This is a genomic window from Nocardia sp. NPDC055053 (assembly GCF_053608285.1).
The window spans coordinates 35,007-50,761 of sequence record NZ_JBSGVD010000012.1 but is presented as its reverse complement, the minus strand read 5'-3'; the positions used below and the strand labels follow the sequence as shown (position 1 = coordinate 50,761).

The window sequence follows — 15,755 nt, the reverse complement described above, 5'->3', positions numbered from 1 at the left end:
TACAAGTGATGGTTTACCGACAGATGTCGGTTTACCTACAGGTGTAGGATAACGAGGAGAGACCTGCAATGGTCAACGTGTTGCGCGACACAGGGGTCGTAGATGTAAAGGTGGAGATTGTGAATCGAGCGCAGACCGATCAACGCAAACCGGCCGCCGACGACGCGCGGGTGCTGCGCAGCCGCGGCCTGTTGCAAGACGCGATCCTCGATCTCGGGCAGGGAGGCCCGGTGGACGGCATCGCGATCTCCGACATCACCCAGCGTGCGGGCGTGAGCCGCAGTACGTTCTACGACCACTACACCGACAAGGAGACGTTGCTCGCCGACGCCATCGAACGTCACGCGCTCGATGCGGGGGTGTCACTACGAACTGAGGGGCTCGACGGTGGGCTGCCCGATCAGCCGCCGCAGTTCCTGATCGACTACATCGTGCACATCGCCGATCACGCGCAGCTGTACCGCAATGTGCTCGGCGCCCACGGCTCGGCGGCGGTGCACGCGCGACTGGCCCGCAGCATCGCCACCGTCTTGATCGACGGCATCCGACTGCTCGAGGCGCACGAGCCGGTGGTGTCGACGGTCCCGGCCGCGGTCGACGCGGCCGCGCTCGCAGGTGCGATGCTGGCTGTCATCGCCCACTGGCTCGAAGAGCTACCGGACACGCCTGCGACCGTGGTCGCGGCCTGGATCTGGGAGATCCTCACCCGGGGGTGAAGTCCAGCGCGGCCCGGAGGCCGGCCGAGAGCTCTACTGCAGGGCGATGTACTTGGTTTCGAGGTATTCCTCGATGCCCTCGGTTCCCGCTTCGCGGCCGAGGCCGGATTCCTTGATTCCGCCGAATGGAGCGGCGACGTCGGAGATGATTCCGCGATTCACACCGACCATGCCGGTTTCGAGGGCGTCGGACACGCGCAGCGCCCTGTTCAGGTCTCGGGTGTAGATGTATGCGGCCAAACCGAATTCCGTGTCGTTGGCGGCGGCGACCCCCTGGTCCTCGCCGTCGAATCCGATGATCGCGGCCACCGGCCCGAAGACCTCTTCGCGCACGATGCGCGCGTCGGCGGTGACCTCGGCGAGCACGGTCGGGGTGTAGAAGTAGCCGTCCCCGTCCGCGTAGGTACCGCCGGTGGTGACCACCGCGCCCTTGGCAACCGCATCGGTGACCAACTCGGCGACAGCGCGCCGCTGTTTGTCGGTGATCAGCGGGCCCACCTGAACGCCGTCGAGATGACCCGGACCGATCTCGAGTGCCCGCATCCGTTCGGTGAGCCGCTCGGTGAATTCCATCCGCACTGCGTTGTCGACGTGGAAGCGATTCGCGGCGGTGCACGCTTGGCCGGTGTTGCGCATTTTGGCCGCCATCGCGCCGTCGACCGCGGCGTCCAGGTCGGCGTCGGCGAACACCACGAACGGCGCGTTGCCGCCGAGTTCCATCGAGCTGCGCAGCGCCTGTTCGGCCGCACGGGCCAACAGGAGCTTGCCCACTGCGGTGGAACCGGTGAAGGTGAGCTTCCGAAGCCGGGGGTCGGCGAACATCGGATCGGTCAGTTGTGCTGATCGCGAGGTAGGCAGGATCGACAGCACGCCCGACGGCAGCCCGGCCTCGGCGAGAACTTGGCCGAGTAGCAGCATGGTGAGTGGAGTTTCGGAGGCAGGCTTGACCACCATGGTGCAGCCGGCGGCGAGCGCCGGGGCGATCTTGCGGGTACCCATGGCCAAGGGGAAGTTCCACGGCGTGATCGCCAGGGTCGGGCCGACCGGCTGTTTGGTCACCAGGATTCGGCCGGTCCCCGACGGTGAGGAGGTGTAGCGTCCGCTGATCCGCACGGCTTCCTCGGCGAACCAGCGCAGGAACTCACCGCCGTAGCCGACCTCGGCGTAGCTGTCGGCGAGCGGTTTGCCCATTTCCAATGTCATCAGCAGGGCGAAATCATCTGCGCGAGCTGTCACCAGTTCCCATGCTCGGTGCAGGATTTCGGCTCGTCGACGTGCTGGGGTCGCAGCCCAGTCCGGCTGTGCGGCTGCTGCTGCGGCCAGCGCCGTTGTGCCGTCGGTCACGTCGGCGTCGGCCACTTCGACCAGTACCGCGCCAGTGGCGGGGTTGTGCACAGGGAATGTTGCCCCGGTGGCCGCGGGGACTTGCGCACCGCCGATCCACAGGTTCTTCGGCAGCGTGGCGAGCAGGGCGTCGCTGCCGGTCATCAGCGACTCACCGCTGCGCGCAGTACGTCGCCGAGCACGGTGATGCCATCGGCGAGCAAGTCGTCACCGATCACCAGCGGTGGCAGCAATCGGATCACATTGGCGTTGGTACCGCACGTCAGCAGCACGACGCCCTGGGAAAGTGCTTCGGCGGCAACCCGCTTGGTGAGATCGGGGTCTGGATCGGTGCTGCCGGGATGGACGATTTCGATAGCCAGCATCGCACCGCGGCCGCGCACGTCGCCGATGACACCGGTCTGGTCGGCCAGGTTCTGCAGGCGTGGTCTCACCGCGCGCTCGATCGCCTTGGCCCGGGCCGGAAGGTCGAGGTCGCGCATCGTCTGCAGCGTTGCCAGCGCGGCCGCGCAGGCCACCGGGTTGCCGCCGTAGGTGCCGCCGAGCCCGCCCGGGTGCACCGCATCGAGCAGTTCGGCGCGGCCGGTGATCGCGGCCAGCGGCAGGCCGCCGGCGATGCCCTTGGCCATGGTGATGATGTCGGGCTCGACCGTCTCGTGTTCGCTGGCGAACCAGGTGCCGGTTCGCGCGAACCCGGTCTGCACCTCGTCGGCGATGAACACCACACCGTGCTGTCGGGCCCAGTCCGCCAGTGCCGGAAGGAAACCCGGGGCCGGAGTGATGAAGCCGCCTTCGCCCTGAATCGGTTCGATGATGATCGCGGCCAGCGAGTCCGCGCCGATCTGTTTGTCGATCTGATCGATGGCGCGGCGGGCGGCGAGATCGCCGGTCAGCCCGTCGCGGTAGGGATAGGAGGTCGGCATCCGATACACCTCGGGCGCGAACGGCCCGAACTGCGCCTTGTAGGGCATCGATTTCGCGGTCAAGGCCATGGTGAGGTTGGTGCGACCGTGGTAGGCGTGGTCGAAGGCCACCACCGCGGTCTTGCCGGTAGCCAGCCGCGCCACCTTGACGGCGTTTTCCACTGCCTCGGCGCCGGAGTTGAACAGCACGGTGCGCTTGTCGTGTGCGCCCGGGGTCAGTGCCGCGAGATGTTCGGCAACCTCGATGTATGCCTCGTACGGGGTGACCATGAAGCAGGTGTGGGTGAAGCGGCGGGCCTGCTCGGCCACCGCGGCGGCTACCGCCGGGTTCGCGGCGCCGACGTTGGTCACCGCGATGCCCGAGCCCAGGTCGATGAACGAGTTACCGTCGACGTCGACGATCACGCCGCCGTCCGCGTCAGCGGCGTACACGGGCACCGTTGAACCGACCCCGGCAGCGACCGCGCGCTTGCGCCGATCCGCCAGTGCCGCCGAACGCGGCCCTGGCAGCGTGGTGACGATATTGCGTTGCTGCGCAAGACGGTAGGCGATGTCGATCATCGGAATGTTCCCCTCTGAATGGATCGATAGTGTCGGAAATTCGGAGTTTGCTCCACACCGACGACGTTCAGTCGTGCGTGCTCATCACGTGCTTTATCCGGGTGTATTCCTCGACGCCGTAGGCAGACAGGTCTTTGCCGTATCCGGAGTATTTGAATCCACCGTGCGGCATCTCGGCGACCAGGGGGATGTGGCAGTTCACCCAGACGGCACCGAAATCCAGTGCCCGAGTGAGTCGTTCGACGGTGCCGTGGTCCGTGGTCCACACGCTCGACGCCAAGCCGTAGTGCACGTCGTTGGCGTACTCGATGGCTTGGGCCTCGTCGGTGAAGGATTGCACGGTGAGCACCGGTCCAAAGGTTTCCTCCTGCACGATGTTGTCGTGCTGGCGGACCCCGGTGATGATGGTGGGTTCGAGGAAGTAGCCCTTGTCGCCCACGCGTTTGCCACCGGTGGCGACGTGGGCGTGCGGTGGCAACGCGTCGAGCTTGCCGGTCACCGAGGTGAAGTGGTCGATGTTGTTCAGCGGGCCGTAGAAGGTCCGCGGATCCTCGGGCAGGCCCGGCACCAGATGCTCGGCCCGCTCCACCAGCGCCTCGACCAGTTGATCGTGGATGGAGTGGTGTACCAGGACCCGGGTCGCGGCGGTGCAGTCCTGTCCGGCGTTGAAGAAGGCCGCCTCGGCGATTCCGCCGGCCGCCTTGTCGATGTCGGCATCGCCGAACACCACCGCGGGTGCGTTGCCACCGAGTTCGAGATGGACACGCTTGACCTGCTGCGCCGCCGCGGTAGCGACCTCGATCCCCGCCCGCACCGATCCGGTGATCGACACCAGACCGAGTGCGGGGTGCGAGACCAGTTCCGCGCCGGTGCCGCCGTCGCCGAGCACCACGTTGAAGACCCCGTCGGGCAGAATGCCTTTGGTGAGACGGGCCAGCACCAGAGTGCTTTCGGGAGTGGTGTCGCTGGGCTTGAGGACCACGGTGTTTCCGGCCGCCAGTGCCGGACCGATCTTCCAGATCGCCATCATGAACGGGTAATTCCATGGCGTCACCTGCCCCACCACCCCGATCGGCTCCCGGCGCACATAGGAGGTGAAACCCTCCCTGTATTCCCCGGCAGCTTTTCCCTCGAGCAACCGGGCGGCCCCGGCGAAGAACCGCAGCTGATCGGCGGCAACCGCCACCTCCTCGGTGGCGATGACCGCCCGGGGCTGACCGGTGTTGCGGCACTGCGCTTCGACGATGTCGCCGCTGTGCGCCTCGATCGCATCGGCGAGTTTCAGCAGCGCCATCTGGCGGAGGGCGGGTGTGGTCTTACCCCAGGTAATGAACGCTCGTGCGGCGGCCGCGACCGCTGCCTCGACATCCTCGCGTGTCGAGATGGGCGCCCGGCCGACCACGAACTCGTCCACCGGATTGATCAGGTCGAGAGTCTCGGTGGACCGGGATGCCACGAACTCGCCATCGACATAGTTGCGCAACAAGGTGATCGACATGATTCCCTTTCAGCGTTGCTGTGACAGGGTTCGGCCGACGTCGTCGGCTGCCCGTTGGCCCGCGCTCACCGCGCCGTCGATGTAGCCCTGGTTGAGGGTGGCGGTCTCGGTGCCTGCCCAGTGGATTCGTCCGACCTGTCGGCGGTCGGCGTCGGTGTACTGGGTGATGACGCCGGGCGGGCGGGAGCTGACGCACCCGCTGATCCATGGTTCGTGCGTCCAGTCCTTTTCCAGATAGGCCCTCGGAGACGCTGCCTCGCGACCGAACAGGATGCTCAGGTCGGCCAGGAACGCGGCACGGCGTGCATCGGGATTGTCGAGGATTTCGTCGCTCCACTGCAGGCCGTACCCGGAGCCTGCGGTGCCGACGAAGGTGAGCAGGATTCCGACGCTGCCGTCGGGAGGCGAGTTGTCGACGACGTAGTTGGCGACCGGGAGATCGGTGATCGCTTGGCCGCTGAACCCCTTGTCCCGCCAGAACGGTGTGTCGTAGATCGCGAACAGCTTGCTCTCGGTCCCGTTGCACCACCTGCGCTGCAACATCGCCCGGCGAGTGGGCAGGTCCGGAGAGAACCGGATCCGGTTGGCGTCCGAGGGCGCCATCGCGACGATGACCTGTTCGGCACGGATGTCGACTCGCGCGGAGGACACCAGCACCCCGTCGCTGTCCTGGGTGATCCGCGAGACCGGCGAGTCGAGAACGACCTGTCCCGCCAGGGCTTCGGCCATGCGCAACGAGATCAGCTGGGTGCCGCCGACGACCCGGGATTCCTGGGCGCCGCCGGTGATGTTGACCAGGTGCTCGATCCCGCCGCAGCCCGCGATTCGGGCCAGCTGCACCAACAGCGATGTGCTGTGCAGATCTTCACCGTCGGTGACGGTGAAGGCCAGCTTGAACAGCAATCGAACTTCCTTGGTGAAGGAATTGGCATCGATCCACTGCCCGAAGGTGATGCTGTCCCAGTGGCGAGCCTCGGCGGCAGTCCATGGCGCGTCGAGCGGGACCGTTTTCGCCATCCGCTCGAGGCGCAGCTGCAGCTGCGCATAGTCGGCCATGACGATCGGGTTCAGCGGCGGTATCGTCCCGCGGAACAGCTTCTTCTTGCCCTTGCGCAAGTAGATGGACTTGCCCTCGACGTAGGTTTTGAACGTGTCGAGGCCGAGTTCCTTCAGCAGCGCCAGCACATGGTCCTGGCCGGGCCCGACCCATTGCCCGCCGCCCTCGGTGATCACGCCGGGGCCGACATCCAGGTTGACGGTACGTCCGCCGACCCGGTCGCTTGCTTCCAGCACGATGACAGAATGTCCGGCCTGTTCGAGTCGGCGGGCCGCGGTGAGGCCCGACACTCCTGCACCGACGACGACGACGTCGGCTGTCAGTTGCTCGGTCATGAGGTGCTTCCTCCTGTGACTATCGAGTGAGTGGGTTGCGGCGGTCGAGCCGATCCGCGAAACGATCGAGCCTCCACACCGCGCGAAGCGCCGCTGGGCTGGAAGCGGGCGAGGGAGCGAACCGGGGTCGCGGCCGCCATACCGCCTGGAGGTCGTCGGCAGGGTCGTCGCCGCAGAGCCGGTCGGCGAGCAAGCTCCCGAGGTAGGGGCCCTGCGCCAGCCCGTGACCGTTGCAGGCGATCGCGTAGTAGATGTTCTTCTCCGCTTCGCCGGCGACCGGGAACCACGATGCTGTCATCGCGATCCACCCGCCCCAGGCACGCTGCGGTGCCACATCGTGCAGCGAGGGGAAACGATCGCGGAATCCTCGTACCAGGTCGGCGACAACGCCCGGGTCCGGAGTGCGGGCTCCGAGCACTCCGCGGGTGGTTTCGGGCTGGCGGACACCGAAGATGATCGTGTTGTGCGGGGTGAGCCGGAAGCTCTCGAGGACCAGGTGGTGGGTCGAGATACCCACTCGGCTCGTCCAGCCGGTCTCACGCAGACGTTCGGGGTCGATCGGCTCGGTTTCGACGAGGGTGACCCACAGCGGCGCGGTCATGTTCCGTGGGGCTGCCGCCAGGTCGCGGGAGTGGGCGTTGCTGGCGATCACGACGCTGTCCGCGTGGAGATGGCCGCCGCCGGTGGTGACCGTCACGCCCCTGCTGGTGGGCTGGATCGATCCGACTGGGCTGTGCTCGAAGACCTTGACCCGCGAGTTGAGCAATGCTGTCCGGAGACCACGCGCATACTTGCCGGGATTGATCAGCCCGCCGGCACGCTCGTAGATGCCGCCGAGAAAAGCGGTCGGTAGCCCGAACTCCGGGCCGTCGACGAATTCGGCGTCGGCTCCCGCCTTGGCGAGGATCTCGGCGTTCCATCGCGATCGCTTGAGCTGTCCCCGCGTGACAGCGGCGATCACGTTCCCGGTTCGTTCGTAGTCGCAGTCGATTCCGTGCCGGTCGATCAACGTGTTGGAGAAGTCGACCGACGCATCGGCGAATCGGATGACCCGGCGCAGGCGCCAGGGATGCATCGCGGCCAGCATCTGTGCATCGCCGGCCAGGGTGTTGGTCAGGTATCCGGCATTGCGCGACGCGGCGCCCCACCCGAGGAATTCCGATTCCAGCAGTGCGACGTCGGCGCCTCGTTCCGCGAGCCGCAGAGCGGTGGCCATGCCGAGATACCCGCCGCCCACCACAGCGACGTCAGCGGTGACCTCGCCCGCGAGCGGCGAGGAGTACTCGGCAGGCTGGTCGATCCAGCCGCTGAACGAGGAGTACACGATCCCGTCCTCGGCGATGGTGTCTGTCTTTTTCATCGGTTTCCTCCCGGTCGCTTTCTGGGTGCGGGACGGCGGCGGCGCTGTGCCTTCTCCGGTCGCGCGCTGTGCTTGTCGATGTGGGCGGCGATGCGTTCGACGATCAGGTCGGCCAGCGAGTCCGGGATGTGGTGGCCCATGCCGGCGATGACGAGGTGCCGCGAGTTGGGGATGGCGGCCGCGGTGGCCTCGCCTCCTGAGGGATCGACGAGGGGGTCGCGGTCGCCGTTGAGGACGAGCGTGGGCGCGCTGATCGTGCGCAGGTCGGCCGTGCGGTCACCGGTTGCTTGAATGGCCTGCAACTGGCGTTGCATGCCCGCGGCGCCGTCGCCGGCGGTCCTGTCCCATTGGGTGGCTGCGTGCTCTGCCTCGGCGAGCTCGTCGATGGGATACCCCGCGCCCGCCAGATTGGCGGTCAGCCGCAGGTGTGCTTCTACCGCCTGTGGTTTCGTCCGCGGTGACTGTGTCGCCAGGATCAGGGTCGTCCTCAGCGATGCGCGGCCGACTGCGGGATTGCCGGTTGTCGAGTAGATCGACGTCAGTGATGCTGTGTGCGTGGGGAATTCGGCGGCGACCGTCTGCGCGATCATGCCGCCCATCGATCGCCCGACGAGATGGGCTGGACCGACGCCGAGGTGCTCGAGCAGGTGCGCGCTGTCGGTTGCGCAGTCGGTGAGGGTGTAGGCGTCCGGGCGTGGCCGTGCCGCCGCCAGACGCAGAATCCCTGGGGCGGGGGCCGAGACGAAGGTGGACCGTCCGCTGTCTCGATTGTCCATGCGGACGACGAGGAAACCGCGCGACACGAGCGCTGTCACGAAGTGCTGTGACCACATGGTCAGGCTTTCGCCGAGACCGCCGATCAGCAGGACAGCGGGCTGCCCGGGCTGACCGTCGACGCGATAGCAGACACGGACACCGCTGGGCAGTCGGGTGAATTGATCCGGCGCATGCTCGGGGGACTTACGCATGGCCGGATTCCTGTGCCGTTCCGGCCAGTTCGCCGACCGCGATGCTGGGCTTCCCGGCGCTGAAGGGCCGGTCGGTGCTGGCACTGAGGTGGAGGCTCTCGTCGAACAGCGCGCCCCGAAGCAATTTGGCGTCCTCGGGATAGGACAATCCCATCCGCCAGGGCAATTCGGTTCCTTGCCGGGGCACGGTGTGCTGCGAACGCAACACATACCCGGCGCTGATGTCGAGCACCGGCCTGGTCTGCATTCCGGGCTCGGCCACCGCGACCGCGGTGTCGTAGCCGTAGCTGTCCATGTGCGCGAGCAGGTCGCAGAAGTAGCGGCACATCAGGCTGATCTTCAGCGTCCACGACGAGGTCGTGTATCCGACCGCGATCGCCCAGTTGGGGACACCTGAGAGCAGCATGCCGCGGTAGGCGATCGCCTCGGCGAGGTTGACCGGGTTCCCGTCGACTCGCAGGTCCATGCCGCCGAGTAGCTGCAGGTTCAGGCCGGTGGCCGTGACGATGACGTCGGCGTCCAGCTCGCGACCGGATTCGAGCAGGATGCCGGTCTCGGTGAACCGCACGATCTTGTCGGTGACGACCGAGGCGTCGCCGTTGCGGATCGATTCGAAGAAGTCGCCGTCGGGCGCCAGGCACAGCCGCTGGTCCCACGGATCGTAGGGCGGGTTGAAATGGGTGTCGACGTCGAAACCCTGCGGTAGCAGGCCCTTGTTGACGTGGCGGATCAGCGCGCGGCCTGCCCGCGGGAACATGCGCAAACCCTTCACGACCCCGCGATCGAGCCAGATGTTCTTGAACCGGGTCAACGCGTAGCCACGCCGCTCTCCGAACAACTTGGTCAGTGTCAGCGCGAGCGAGTCCACCCGCGGCAGCGACATCACATAGGTCGGGGTGCGCTGCAGCATGGTCACGTGCTCGGCCGCACCAGGGCCAGAGGCCATCGACGGAACGAGCGTGATCGCGGTGGCACCGCTACCGATCACCACCACCTTCTTGCCGGCGTAGTCGTAGCCCTCCGGCCAGTGCTGCGGATGAATGATGTCGCCGGCGAAATCGTCGCGGCCCTCGAAACGCGGGGTGAAGCCCTCGTCGTAGCGGTAATAACCGGTCGCTGCGAAGACCCAGTTCGCCTTGATCTGCTGGTGGGTGACCGACGCACCGCCGTTGTCGATCCGTACCTGCAAGGTCCAGGCCGCCTCGGCGGTGGACCACTCCGCCGAGATCACCCGGTGCCGGAAGCGGATCAACGTCTCCAGCCCGTTCTCCTGCACGGTCTCGCGCAGATAGTCGCGGATGAGCGGGGCATCGGCGATCGCGGCCCTGTCCTTCCACGGTTTGAATTCGTAACCGAAGGTGTGCAGGTCGGAATCGGATCGAATGCCGGGGTAGCGGAACAGATCCCATGTGCCGCCGATGTTGTCGCGGCTCTCGAGCAACACGACGCGTTTGGTCGGGAACGCCTTGGTGGCGTAGCGCGCTGCGCCGATTCCCGAGATCCCCGCACCGATGATCACGATGTCGAACTCCTCGTTGACGATCGTCGACGTGTTCATCACATTCACCCCTTTTTTCCGTTGGTTAGGCGATAACCCCACCCTCCCCGCGGGGCTGCGCCGCCAACTACAGCGCCGTGCCCCCACCTGCCACCACGACAGGTGCACAGTGCACACCGAGCTGGTCCGGGCGATGGTTTTGTCCGGCATGCGCGGGAGAGATGGTGCACTCTGTCGCACCAGCGAAGGATGAGGGTGCATGGCGGCGTGGCGGCAGGCACAGCCTTCGCGCCAGGCTTCAGCCATGTCAGAATTTCACGAATTCAGCGCTTCACGGCTGATGGCGGTGCCGGTGGCGGCGGTGTGGGAGTTCACCGACGACCCTCGGCGCAACGCCCACTGGTGCAACAACGTGCGCGAGGTGACCCGGGTCGACAGCCCGTTCGGAATCGGTCGCAGTTTCGAGGAGATCAGTGTCGTGGCTGGGCCGTTGACGTCGGTCACGACCTGGACCCTGCGCACCACCGTTCATCAACGCGAACGCACCTTCACCGGGAAAGGGTTTCCCGGTGTCGGCGAGATTCGGCCATTCGTGCGGATGGAGGCGGTGACCGACTCCTCGGGTGCCGAGTTCGCGCATGTCACCTACGGGTCATCGATCGAGCTCTCCTACGGCCGGTTCACCCCGATCGTGACACGGTTGCTGCGGCGAATGCTCGCAGCGGAGTTCACGGCCTCGCTGGCCAATCTCGAAAGGCTCGCAGGCCGGTACGCGGCCCGCAACACCGGCAGGCTCTAGCCACAACGCCACTGCCGGCCGCCCGGTCAACGGTCGTCGCGCAACTGCAGATACATCAGCGCGGCGACCACACTGGTCGCGTTCCGGACCAGCGGTTGCGGTAGCAGCCGGTCTGCGCGGGCAATTCGTCGCTCGATGGTGTTGCGGTGGGTGAACAAGCGCTCCGCGGTGCTGGTGGCGTTGAATCGCTCTTGCACGTAGGCGAGCGCCGTTTCGCGCAGGACAGCGTCGGCGGTCGCGAGATCGCCGAGGGTATCGGCGACGAACTGTTCGGCTTGGGCCATATCGGCAGACAAGGCCGCGACGAGCTGGATGTCCTCGTATCGCACAATCCGTCGAACCGAGCCCAGCCGCGCCAGGACCCGCTGCGCGGTCGCCGCATCAAGATGAGTGCGGCGAAAACCCTCGATGTCTCGTGCGGCCCGGCCCAACGCCACCCGGACGCCCGGCAATTCATCCAGCATCGGCCGCATCGTCGACGCCGGCGGAACCTGATCGGCGGGAATCCACAACCACAGGGCGGCGGTGCTCGCGACCAACGTCAAACGCCTACCGGCGCCGCACGCCCGCATCACCTGCTCGGCCGCGGACTCGAGTGCGGTAGCCGCCTCGGTGGAGTCCACCCAGACGATCGCCGCCACATGGCTGCCGGTGAGGGCGTACCCGAGCCGTGCCTCGGCGCGCGCACGACTGATCGGTGCGCCCTCGAGCAACAACTGGGCAGTTGCCTGGCGTTCGGCGTGAGCGCTGCGGGCCAGGTCGGTGCGCTCCTCCTCGACATAGTCGGCGAGCGCGGCCATCGAATCATCGACGAAGGTCGTGATCGAATACCCGGACACTTGGAGCACCTCACGCAACAGGTCGTGATCGCTGGTGGCGGCGAAACATTCCTCTGTCCACCGTCGCCACGCGACGCGCTGGGCGCCACGCCACGAGCCGAGATCGCTGGTGTCCATTCCTCGCCGCACAAGATCGCGGGCGAACTTCAAGGTCTCTGGATCCTCACACGGTGGTACTCGCCGACCGGGGTTGTTGATGGTCGCGGTGAGCCAGTGAATGAGATAGGTCTTGTTCATGCGTCGGTCGCCGACGGCAAGCACGGGATCTTCCACGATGAACCGGTACCGAGTACCGAGTTGGGACGCGGAGAACACTTCGTCGACAGCTTCATCCGCCGAGGGCAGGATACGTTCGGCGACGCCGCGCATCAGCGCGCATACCCGCTCGCTAGGCACCGGCCACAGCTCCTCCATGGATGCACTGTTCACCATCGGCGACTCGATTGCACCCGACTCTCCGAGAATCGGCACGATGCGGCCCATCCAGGCCTGCGGTAGTCCCTCAGCCCTCGACGGCGTCCCGGTCGGGCAGCAGTAGTTGGCGCAGGGCGTGCCCGGCGGCCAGGTCGGCGAGGGCGTCGGCAGCTTCCGACAACGGCCGACGAGCGGAGATCATCGACACCAGATCGAGGCGGCCGGCCATCATTTCGTCCACCAGCTCCGGGATGTCGCGGTGTGGGATGGACGAGCCGTAGTTGCAGCCGAGGATGCGCTGGTCGGCTTCGGCGAGCGCGAGTGGGTCGAATGTCGCGTGTTCACCTAGAGCGGGCAGGCCGACGATCACCGCCGCGCCGCCGAGGCCGAGTGCGGCGATGGCCTGCTCGGTGGTACGAATCTTGCCGATCGCGTCGAACACGTAGTCGTAGCCGTCGGGTATGACCGAACGGAGCGCGGCAACCACGTCGGGCACCGCGGCGGCGTCGACGGTGTCGGTAGCTCCCAGCGTGATGGCCAGCTCGAGCTTGTCGGCCACGACGTCGACCGCGACGATGCGGGTTGCCCCCGCCAGTCTTGCGCCCTGGATGCACGCCAGACCGACTCCGCCGCAGCCGATCACGGCAACGGTGGACTCCGGCCGGACTGCCGCGGTGTTGCGTACCGCACCGACACCGGTCGCGATGGCGCAGCCGATGATCGCGACGTCCTCGAGCGGGGCGTCATCACGGACCTTGATGGCGCCGGAAACCGGGACCACGACTTCCTCGGCGAACGACGACACTCCGAGATAGTGGTGAATGGGGCCGCTCGCGTCCGACAAGCGGGTCGTACCGTCGTACAGCACGCCGCCGGGCGCGACAGTGGACGCCACCAGTGAGCACTGCGCGGGCCGTCCGGCTCGACAGGTGCGGCAGTGCCCGCATCCCGGCACCCACGACAACACGACGTGGTCGTCGATGTCCAACTCGTCGACGCCTTCTCCGACCGCGGTCACCACACCCGATCCCTCATGGCCGAGCACGAGCGGCCGGGGCACCGGCCACGCGCCGGCGGTGACATGCAGATCGGAGTGGCAGACCCCGGCGGCGGCGATCCGTACCCGCACTTCGCCTGGGCCGGGGGGCGCGAGGTCGACATCCTTCAGCACAATGTGGCCGTCGGCGTCGAGGACAACGGCACGAATGCGAACGGGCCGCGAGCGCGCGGTGTCGTGAGTATGCATGCGATACTTCCTGATTCGTGAATCTGAGGTTTGCTACACGGCGGCCCACTGTGGTCGGCCGCCGTGGAGGACCGTCGAAACGACGCCTTACAGACCCAGGCGATCGGCGATCTCGTGCGCGTCGGCCATCCACAGGCCGGGCGATCCGAGCGGAAACTGCGACCGGAACCCGAGCAATTTCTGCACCCGCGCTGGCAGCCCTCGAATCGTGTCGCGGTCGATCAGCAGAGCGTGCGCTTCCTCCGGGGTCAGGAACGACCCTTGGATCGCGATGCTCACTGCCCGTCTGCACTGGTTACGGGTTCGATTCTCGCCGCCACCGTGCAGCACTTTTCCGGAGAAATACAGAGCGTCACCGGCGCTCATCTCAGCCGGAATGGTCTCGTCGGGCACTCCGCGATCACCGAAATCGTCGGCCAGATGAGTGCCGGGAAGAACGCGGGTCGCACCGTTCTCGTCGGTGAAATCGGTCAATGCGACAAGCAGATTGGCGCATACCTCGGGTGCTGACTTGCCCATGGCGGCGAAGGCCGGATAGTTCTCGTTGTCGCGATGCAAGAACTGAGCCCGGTTATCGGGGCCGATCTGAATGACCTGTCCGGTCGAGAGCCACCAGTCCCCGAGCTGCTCGTGGAAAGTCCCGTCGCCCAAGGCGTGGAGAAGATCATCGTCGAGAATCTCGCTGCCGAATATCGGGCTGTGCGTCACCAGATCAGTCATGCGCTTGGTATTCGCGCCGTGGAACTCCTGAACGATCGGGTTCCAGTGCTCCGATCCCGCCGAAGTGCCTGCCAGGGCGGGGTCGAGCTCGGCATTGAACCGCCGAACCTGATCTGCGGACAGGAACTCACTGATGACCACAGCCCCGTCCTCAGCCACGATCTCGAGTATCTCCCGCACGTCTGTCGACCGCGCGACTTTCCGCAAGCCCTGTGGCCGACTCTCTGCCGTCGACGTCATGGTAGCCCTCACCTTCATGTTGACTGTTCAGTGAACTCCGCCGCACAGGCGCTCTGCCGCTGCTGATGTATGTGCTCAGCACTGCGCGTATCGGCGGTGTGTTGTCACTGTGCCCGCGGCGAGGGCCTCCCCGACACAGCGTCGTGCCCCTACCTGCACCTGAGCTTGGTGCACGCTGCACACCTCAGGTGACGCACTGCTCGTGAGCGCGCTGGTTCGGCGCGACGTGACTGTGCGGCCGTCCTCACTGGGGTTCAGCAGTCGGAGGCGTCGGCGACGGCGTCGACGAATTCGTCGATGTCGTCGCTACCGGGGACGAGGATCCACAGCTCCGGGCCGCCCTGGAGCGAATCGAGTTCGGCACAGATGGCGTCGTTCTCGACCCACAACCTGACCGCGACGCGGTTGCGGAAGGCGAGTTCCTTTGTGGCGGAGTCACTGTGGGCGAGCCGCTCGGCGAACTGACTGGCCAGTTCCCGATACAGCGTCCCCACGGAGTTCAACACCTATCTCCTCACTCGAGCCTCCGCCTGCCAGCCCTGAGAGCGCTCGCGCTCCACCGTATTCGAGTTGTGGAATGTCGCGCTGCAGGTAGATGACGGAGTTGCCGACCGGATCGACAACAGTGAACCAGGTCTGTCCAGGACGGAACCGGGGTGATGCGGGGCAGTCCACGCGCCGGCACCCGCCCGGAGCGGGCACGCAACGCGACGGTTTGCGCCGCGACCAGGGACCGGCGGGGCCACACCCTGGTCAGGACCACGCTGTCAGGTCAGGGCCGCCAGGAACTCGCGCAGCAGCCGGTATGGGGGGTGCCCGCATCGGTACTCGTCGCCCCTGGTGTGCCGGGGCGACGTGTCTGCGTATGCGCTACGTCAGTGCGAGTAGTCCCGGAACGTCATGACTCCGCCGACCAGGACGACCATCACCGTGAGGATGTAGACCGTGACGCGGAACCAGGTCGGCCCGTAGAAACTGACCGCCATCGACGCACCGAGCGCCGCGATAATCAGCACCACCCCGTAGAAGGGTGTGCGTTGCTCCCTGTCAACCATTCCTCCAGTGTCCGCTGACGACGCGGCGGTGCCAATGCCCCGGGCGAATCAGGGCCGTGAGGGTGCCGACCCGCTCCGAGTCGACCTTGACCGCCGTGGTGCCCGGCTGCCAGAGCTCGCGTCGGTGCACAGCCCACCCTGGCCGCGGGAGCTGATGCCGATCAAACGCTGGTCGTCGGGGC

At 66.5% G+C, this 15,755-nt stretch carries 14 protein-coding genes; 2 read left to right on the top strand and 12 right to left on the bottom strand.

Going from position 1 to position 15,755, the window contains the following annotated elements; translation table 11 throughout:
- The first annotated feature begins 119 nt into the window (after positions 1–119).
- Positions 120–716 (top strand): TetR/AcrR family transcriptional regulator, encoded by a 597-nt coding sequence (locus ACWF82_RS15080; RefSeq protein WP_452501513.1) that lies wholly within the window; start codon positions 120–122, stop codon positions 714–716.
- 33 nt (positions 717–749) lie between these two features.
- Here ACWF82_RS15080 and ACWF82_RS15075 read toward each other — a convergent pair whose 3' ends face one another.
- From ACWF82_RS15075 to ACWF82_RS15045, 7 genes are all read right to left on the bottom strand, one after another.
- A complete protein-coding gene (locus ACWF82_RS15075; protein ID WP_452501512.1) occupies positions 750–2,204 on the bottom strand; it encodes an NAD-dependent succinate-semialdehyde dehydrogenase in 1,455 nt (484 codons plus the stop codon).
- The gene (gabT, locus tag ACWF82_RS15070; protein ID WP_452501510.1) at positions 2,204–3,544 is read right to left on the bottom strand and encodes a 4-aminobutyrate--2-oxoglutarate transaminase; all 1,341 of its coding nucleotides are present in this window, start codon (positions 3,542–3,544) and stop codon (positions 2,204–2,206) included. The genes ACWF82_RS15075 and gabT overlap by 1 nt, the downstream gene beginning before the upstream one ends.
- Before the next feature lie 67 nt (positions 3,545–3,611).
- Entirely contained in the window at positions 3,612–5,042 is a 1,431-nt protein-coding gene (locus ACWF82_RS15065) for a gamma-aminobutyraldehyde dehydrogenase (protein ID WP_452501508.1), read from the bottom strand.
- 9 nt (positions 5,043–5,051) lie between these two features.
- Positions 5,052–6,434 carry a flavin monoamine oxidase family protein gene (locus ACWF82_RS15060; protein WP_452501507.1) on the bottom strand — a complete coding sequence of 461 codons (1,383 nt, stop codon included), beginning with the start codon at positions 6,432–6,434 and terminating at the stop codon, positions 5,052–5,054.
- Between the two features lie 19 nt (positions 6,435–6,453).
- On the bottom strand, positions 6,454–7,794 hold the full coding sequence (locus tag ACWF82_RS15055; protein ID WP_452501506.1) for an NAD(P)/FAD-dependent oxidoreductase: 1,341 nt from the start codon (positions 7,792–7,794) through the stop codon (positions 6,454–6,456).
- The gene (locus ACWF82_RS15050) at positions 7,791–8,762 is read right to left on the bottom strand and encodes an alpha/beta fold hydrolase (RefSeq protein ID WP_452501504.1); all 972 of its coding nucleotides are present in this window, start codon (positions 8,760–8,762) and stop codon (positions 7,791–7,793) included. The genes ACWF82_RS15055 and ACWF82_RS15050 overlap by 4 nt, the downstream gene beginning before the upstream one ends.
- Positions 8,755–10,320 carry a flavin-containing monooxygenase gene (locus ACWF82_RS15045; protein WP_452501503.1) on the bottom strand — a complete coding sequence of 522 codons (1,566 nt, stop codon included), beginning with the start codon at positions 10,318–10,320 and terminating at the stop codon, positions 8,755–8,757. Before ACWF82_RS15045 ends, ACWF82_RS15050 begins: the two co-directional genes overlap by 8 nt.
- Positions 10,321–10,564: 244 nt before the next feature.
- On the opposite strand from ACWF82_RS15045, the gene ACWF82_RS15040 reads away from it, so the two are divergent.
- On the top strand, positions 10,565–11,059 hold the full coding sequence (locus ACWF82_RS15040) for an SRPBCC family protein (RefSeq protein WP_452501501.1): 495 nt from the start codon (positions 10,565–10,567) through the stop codon (positions 11,057–11,059).
- Between the two features lie 26 nt (positions 11,060–11,085).
- On the opposite strand, the gene ACWF82_RS15035 is transcribed toward ACWF82_RS15040, so the two are convergent.
- The 5 genes from ACWF82_RS15035 to ACWF82_RS15015 all read right to left on the bottom strand — a co-directional run bounded on the left by ACWF82_RS15035 (position 11,086) and on the right by ACWF82_RS15015 (position 15,573).
- Entirely contained in the window at positions 11,086–12,312 is a 1,227-nt protein-coding gene (locus ACWF82_RS15035; protein ID WP_452501499.1) for a PucR family transcriptional regulator, read from the bottom strand.
- A gap of 88 nt (positions 12,313–12,400) precedes the next feature.
- Positions 12,401–13,558 carry a Zn-dependent alcohol dehydrogenase gene (locus tag ACWF82_RS15030; protein WP_452501497.1) on the bottom strand — a complete coding sequence of 386 codons (1,158 nt, stop codon included), beginning with the start codon at positions 13,556–13,558 and terminating at the stop codon, positions 12,401–12,403.
- An 87-nt stretch (positions 13,559–13,645) separates the two neighbouring features.
- The gene (locus ACWF82_RS15025) at positions 13,646–14,437 is read right to left on the bottom strand and encodes a phytanoyl-CoA dioxygenase family protein (protein WP_452501495.1); all 792 of its coding nucleotides are present in this window, start codon (positions 14,435–14,437) and stop codon (positions 13,646–13,648) included.
- Positions 14,438–14,772: 335 nt separating this feature from the next.
- A complete protein-coding gene (locus ACWF82_RS15020; RefSeq protein ID WP_452501494.1) occupies positions 14,773–15,024 on the bottom strand; it encodes a hypothetical protein in 252 nt (83 codons plus the stop codon).
- Between the two features lie 369 nt (positions 15,025–15,393).
- Positions 15,394–15,573 carry a hypothetical protein gene (locus ACWF82_RS15015; protein ID WP_379310343.1) on the bottom strand — a complete coding sequence of 60 codons (180 nt, stop codon included), beginning with the start codon at positions 15,571–15,573 and terminating at the stop codon, positions 15,394–15,396.
- Positions 15,574–15,755: the final 182 nt, after the last annotated feature.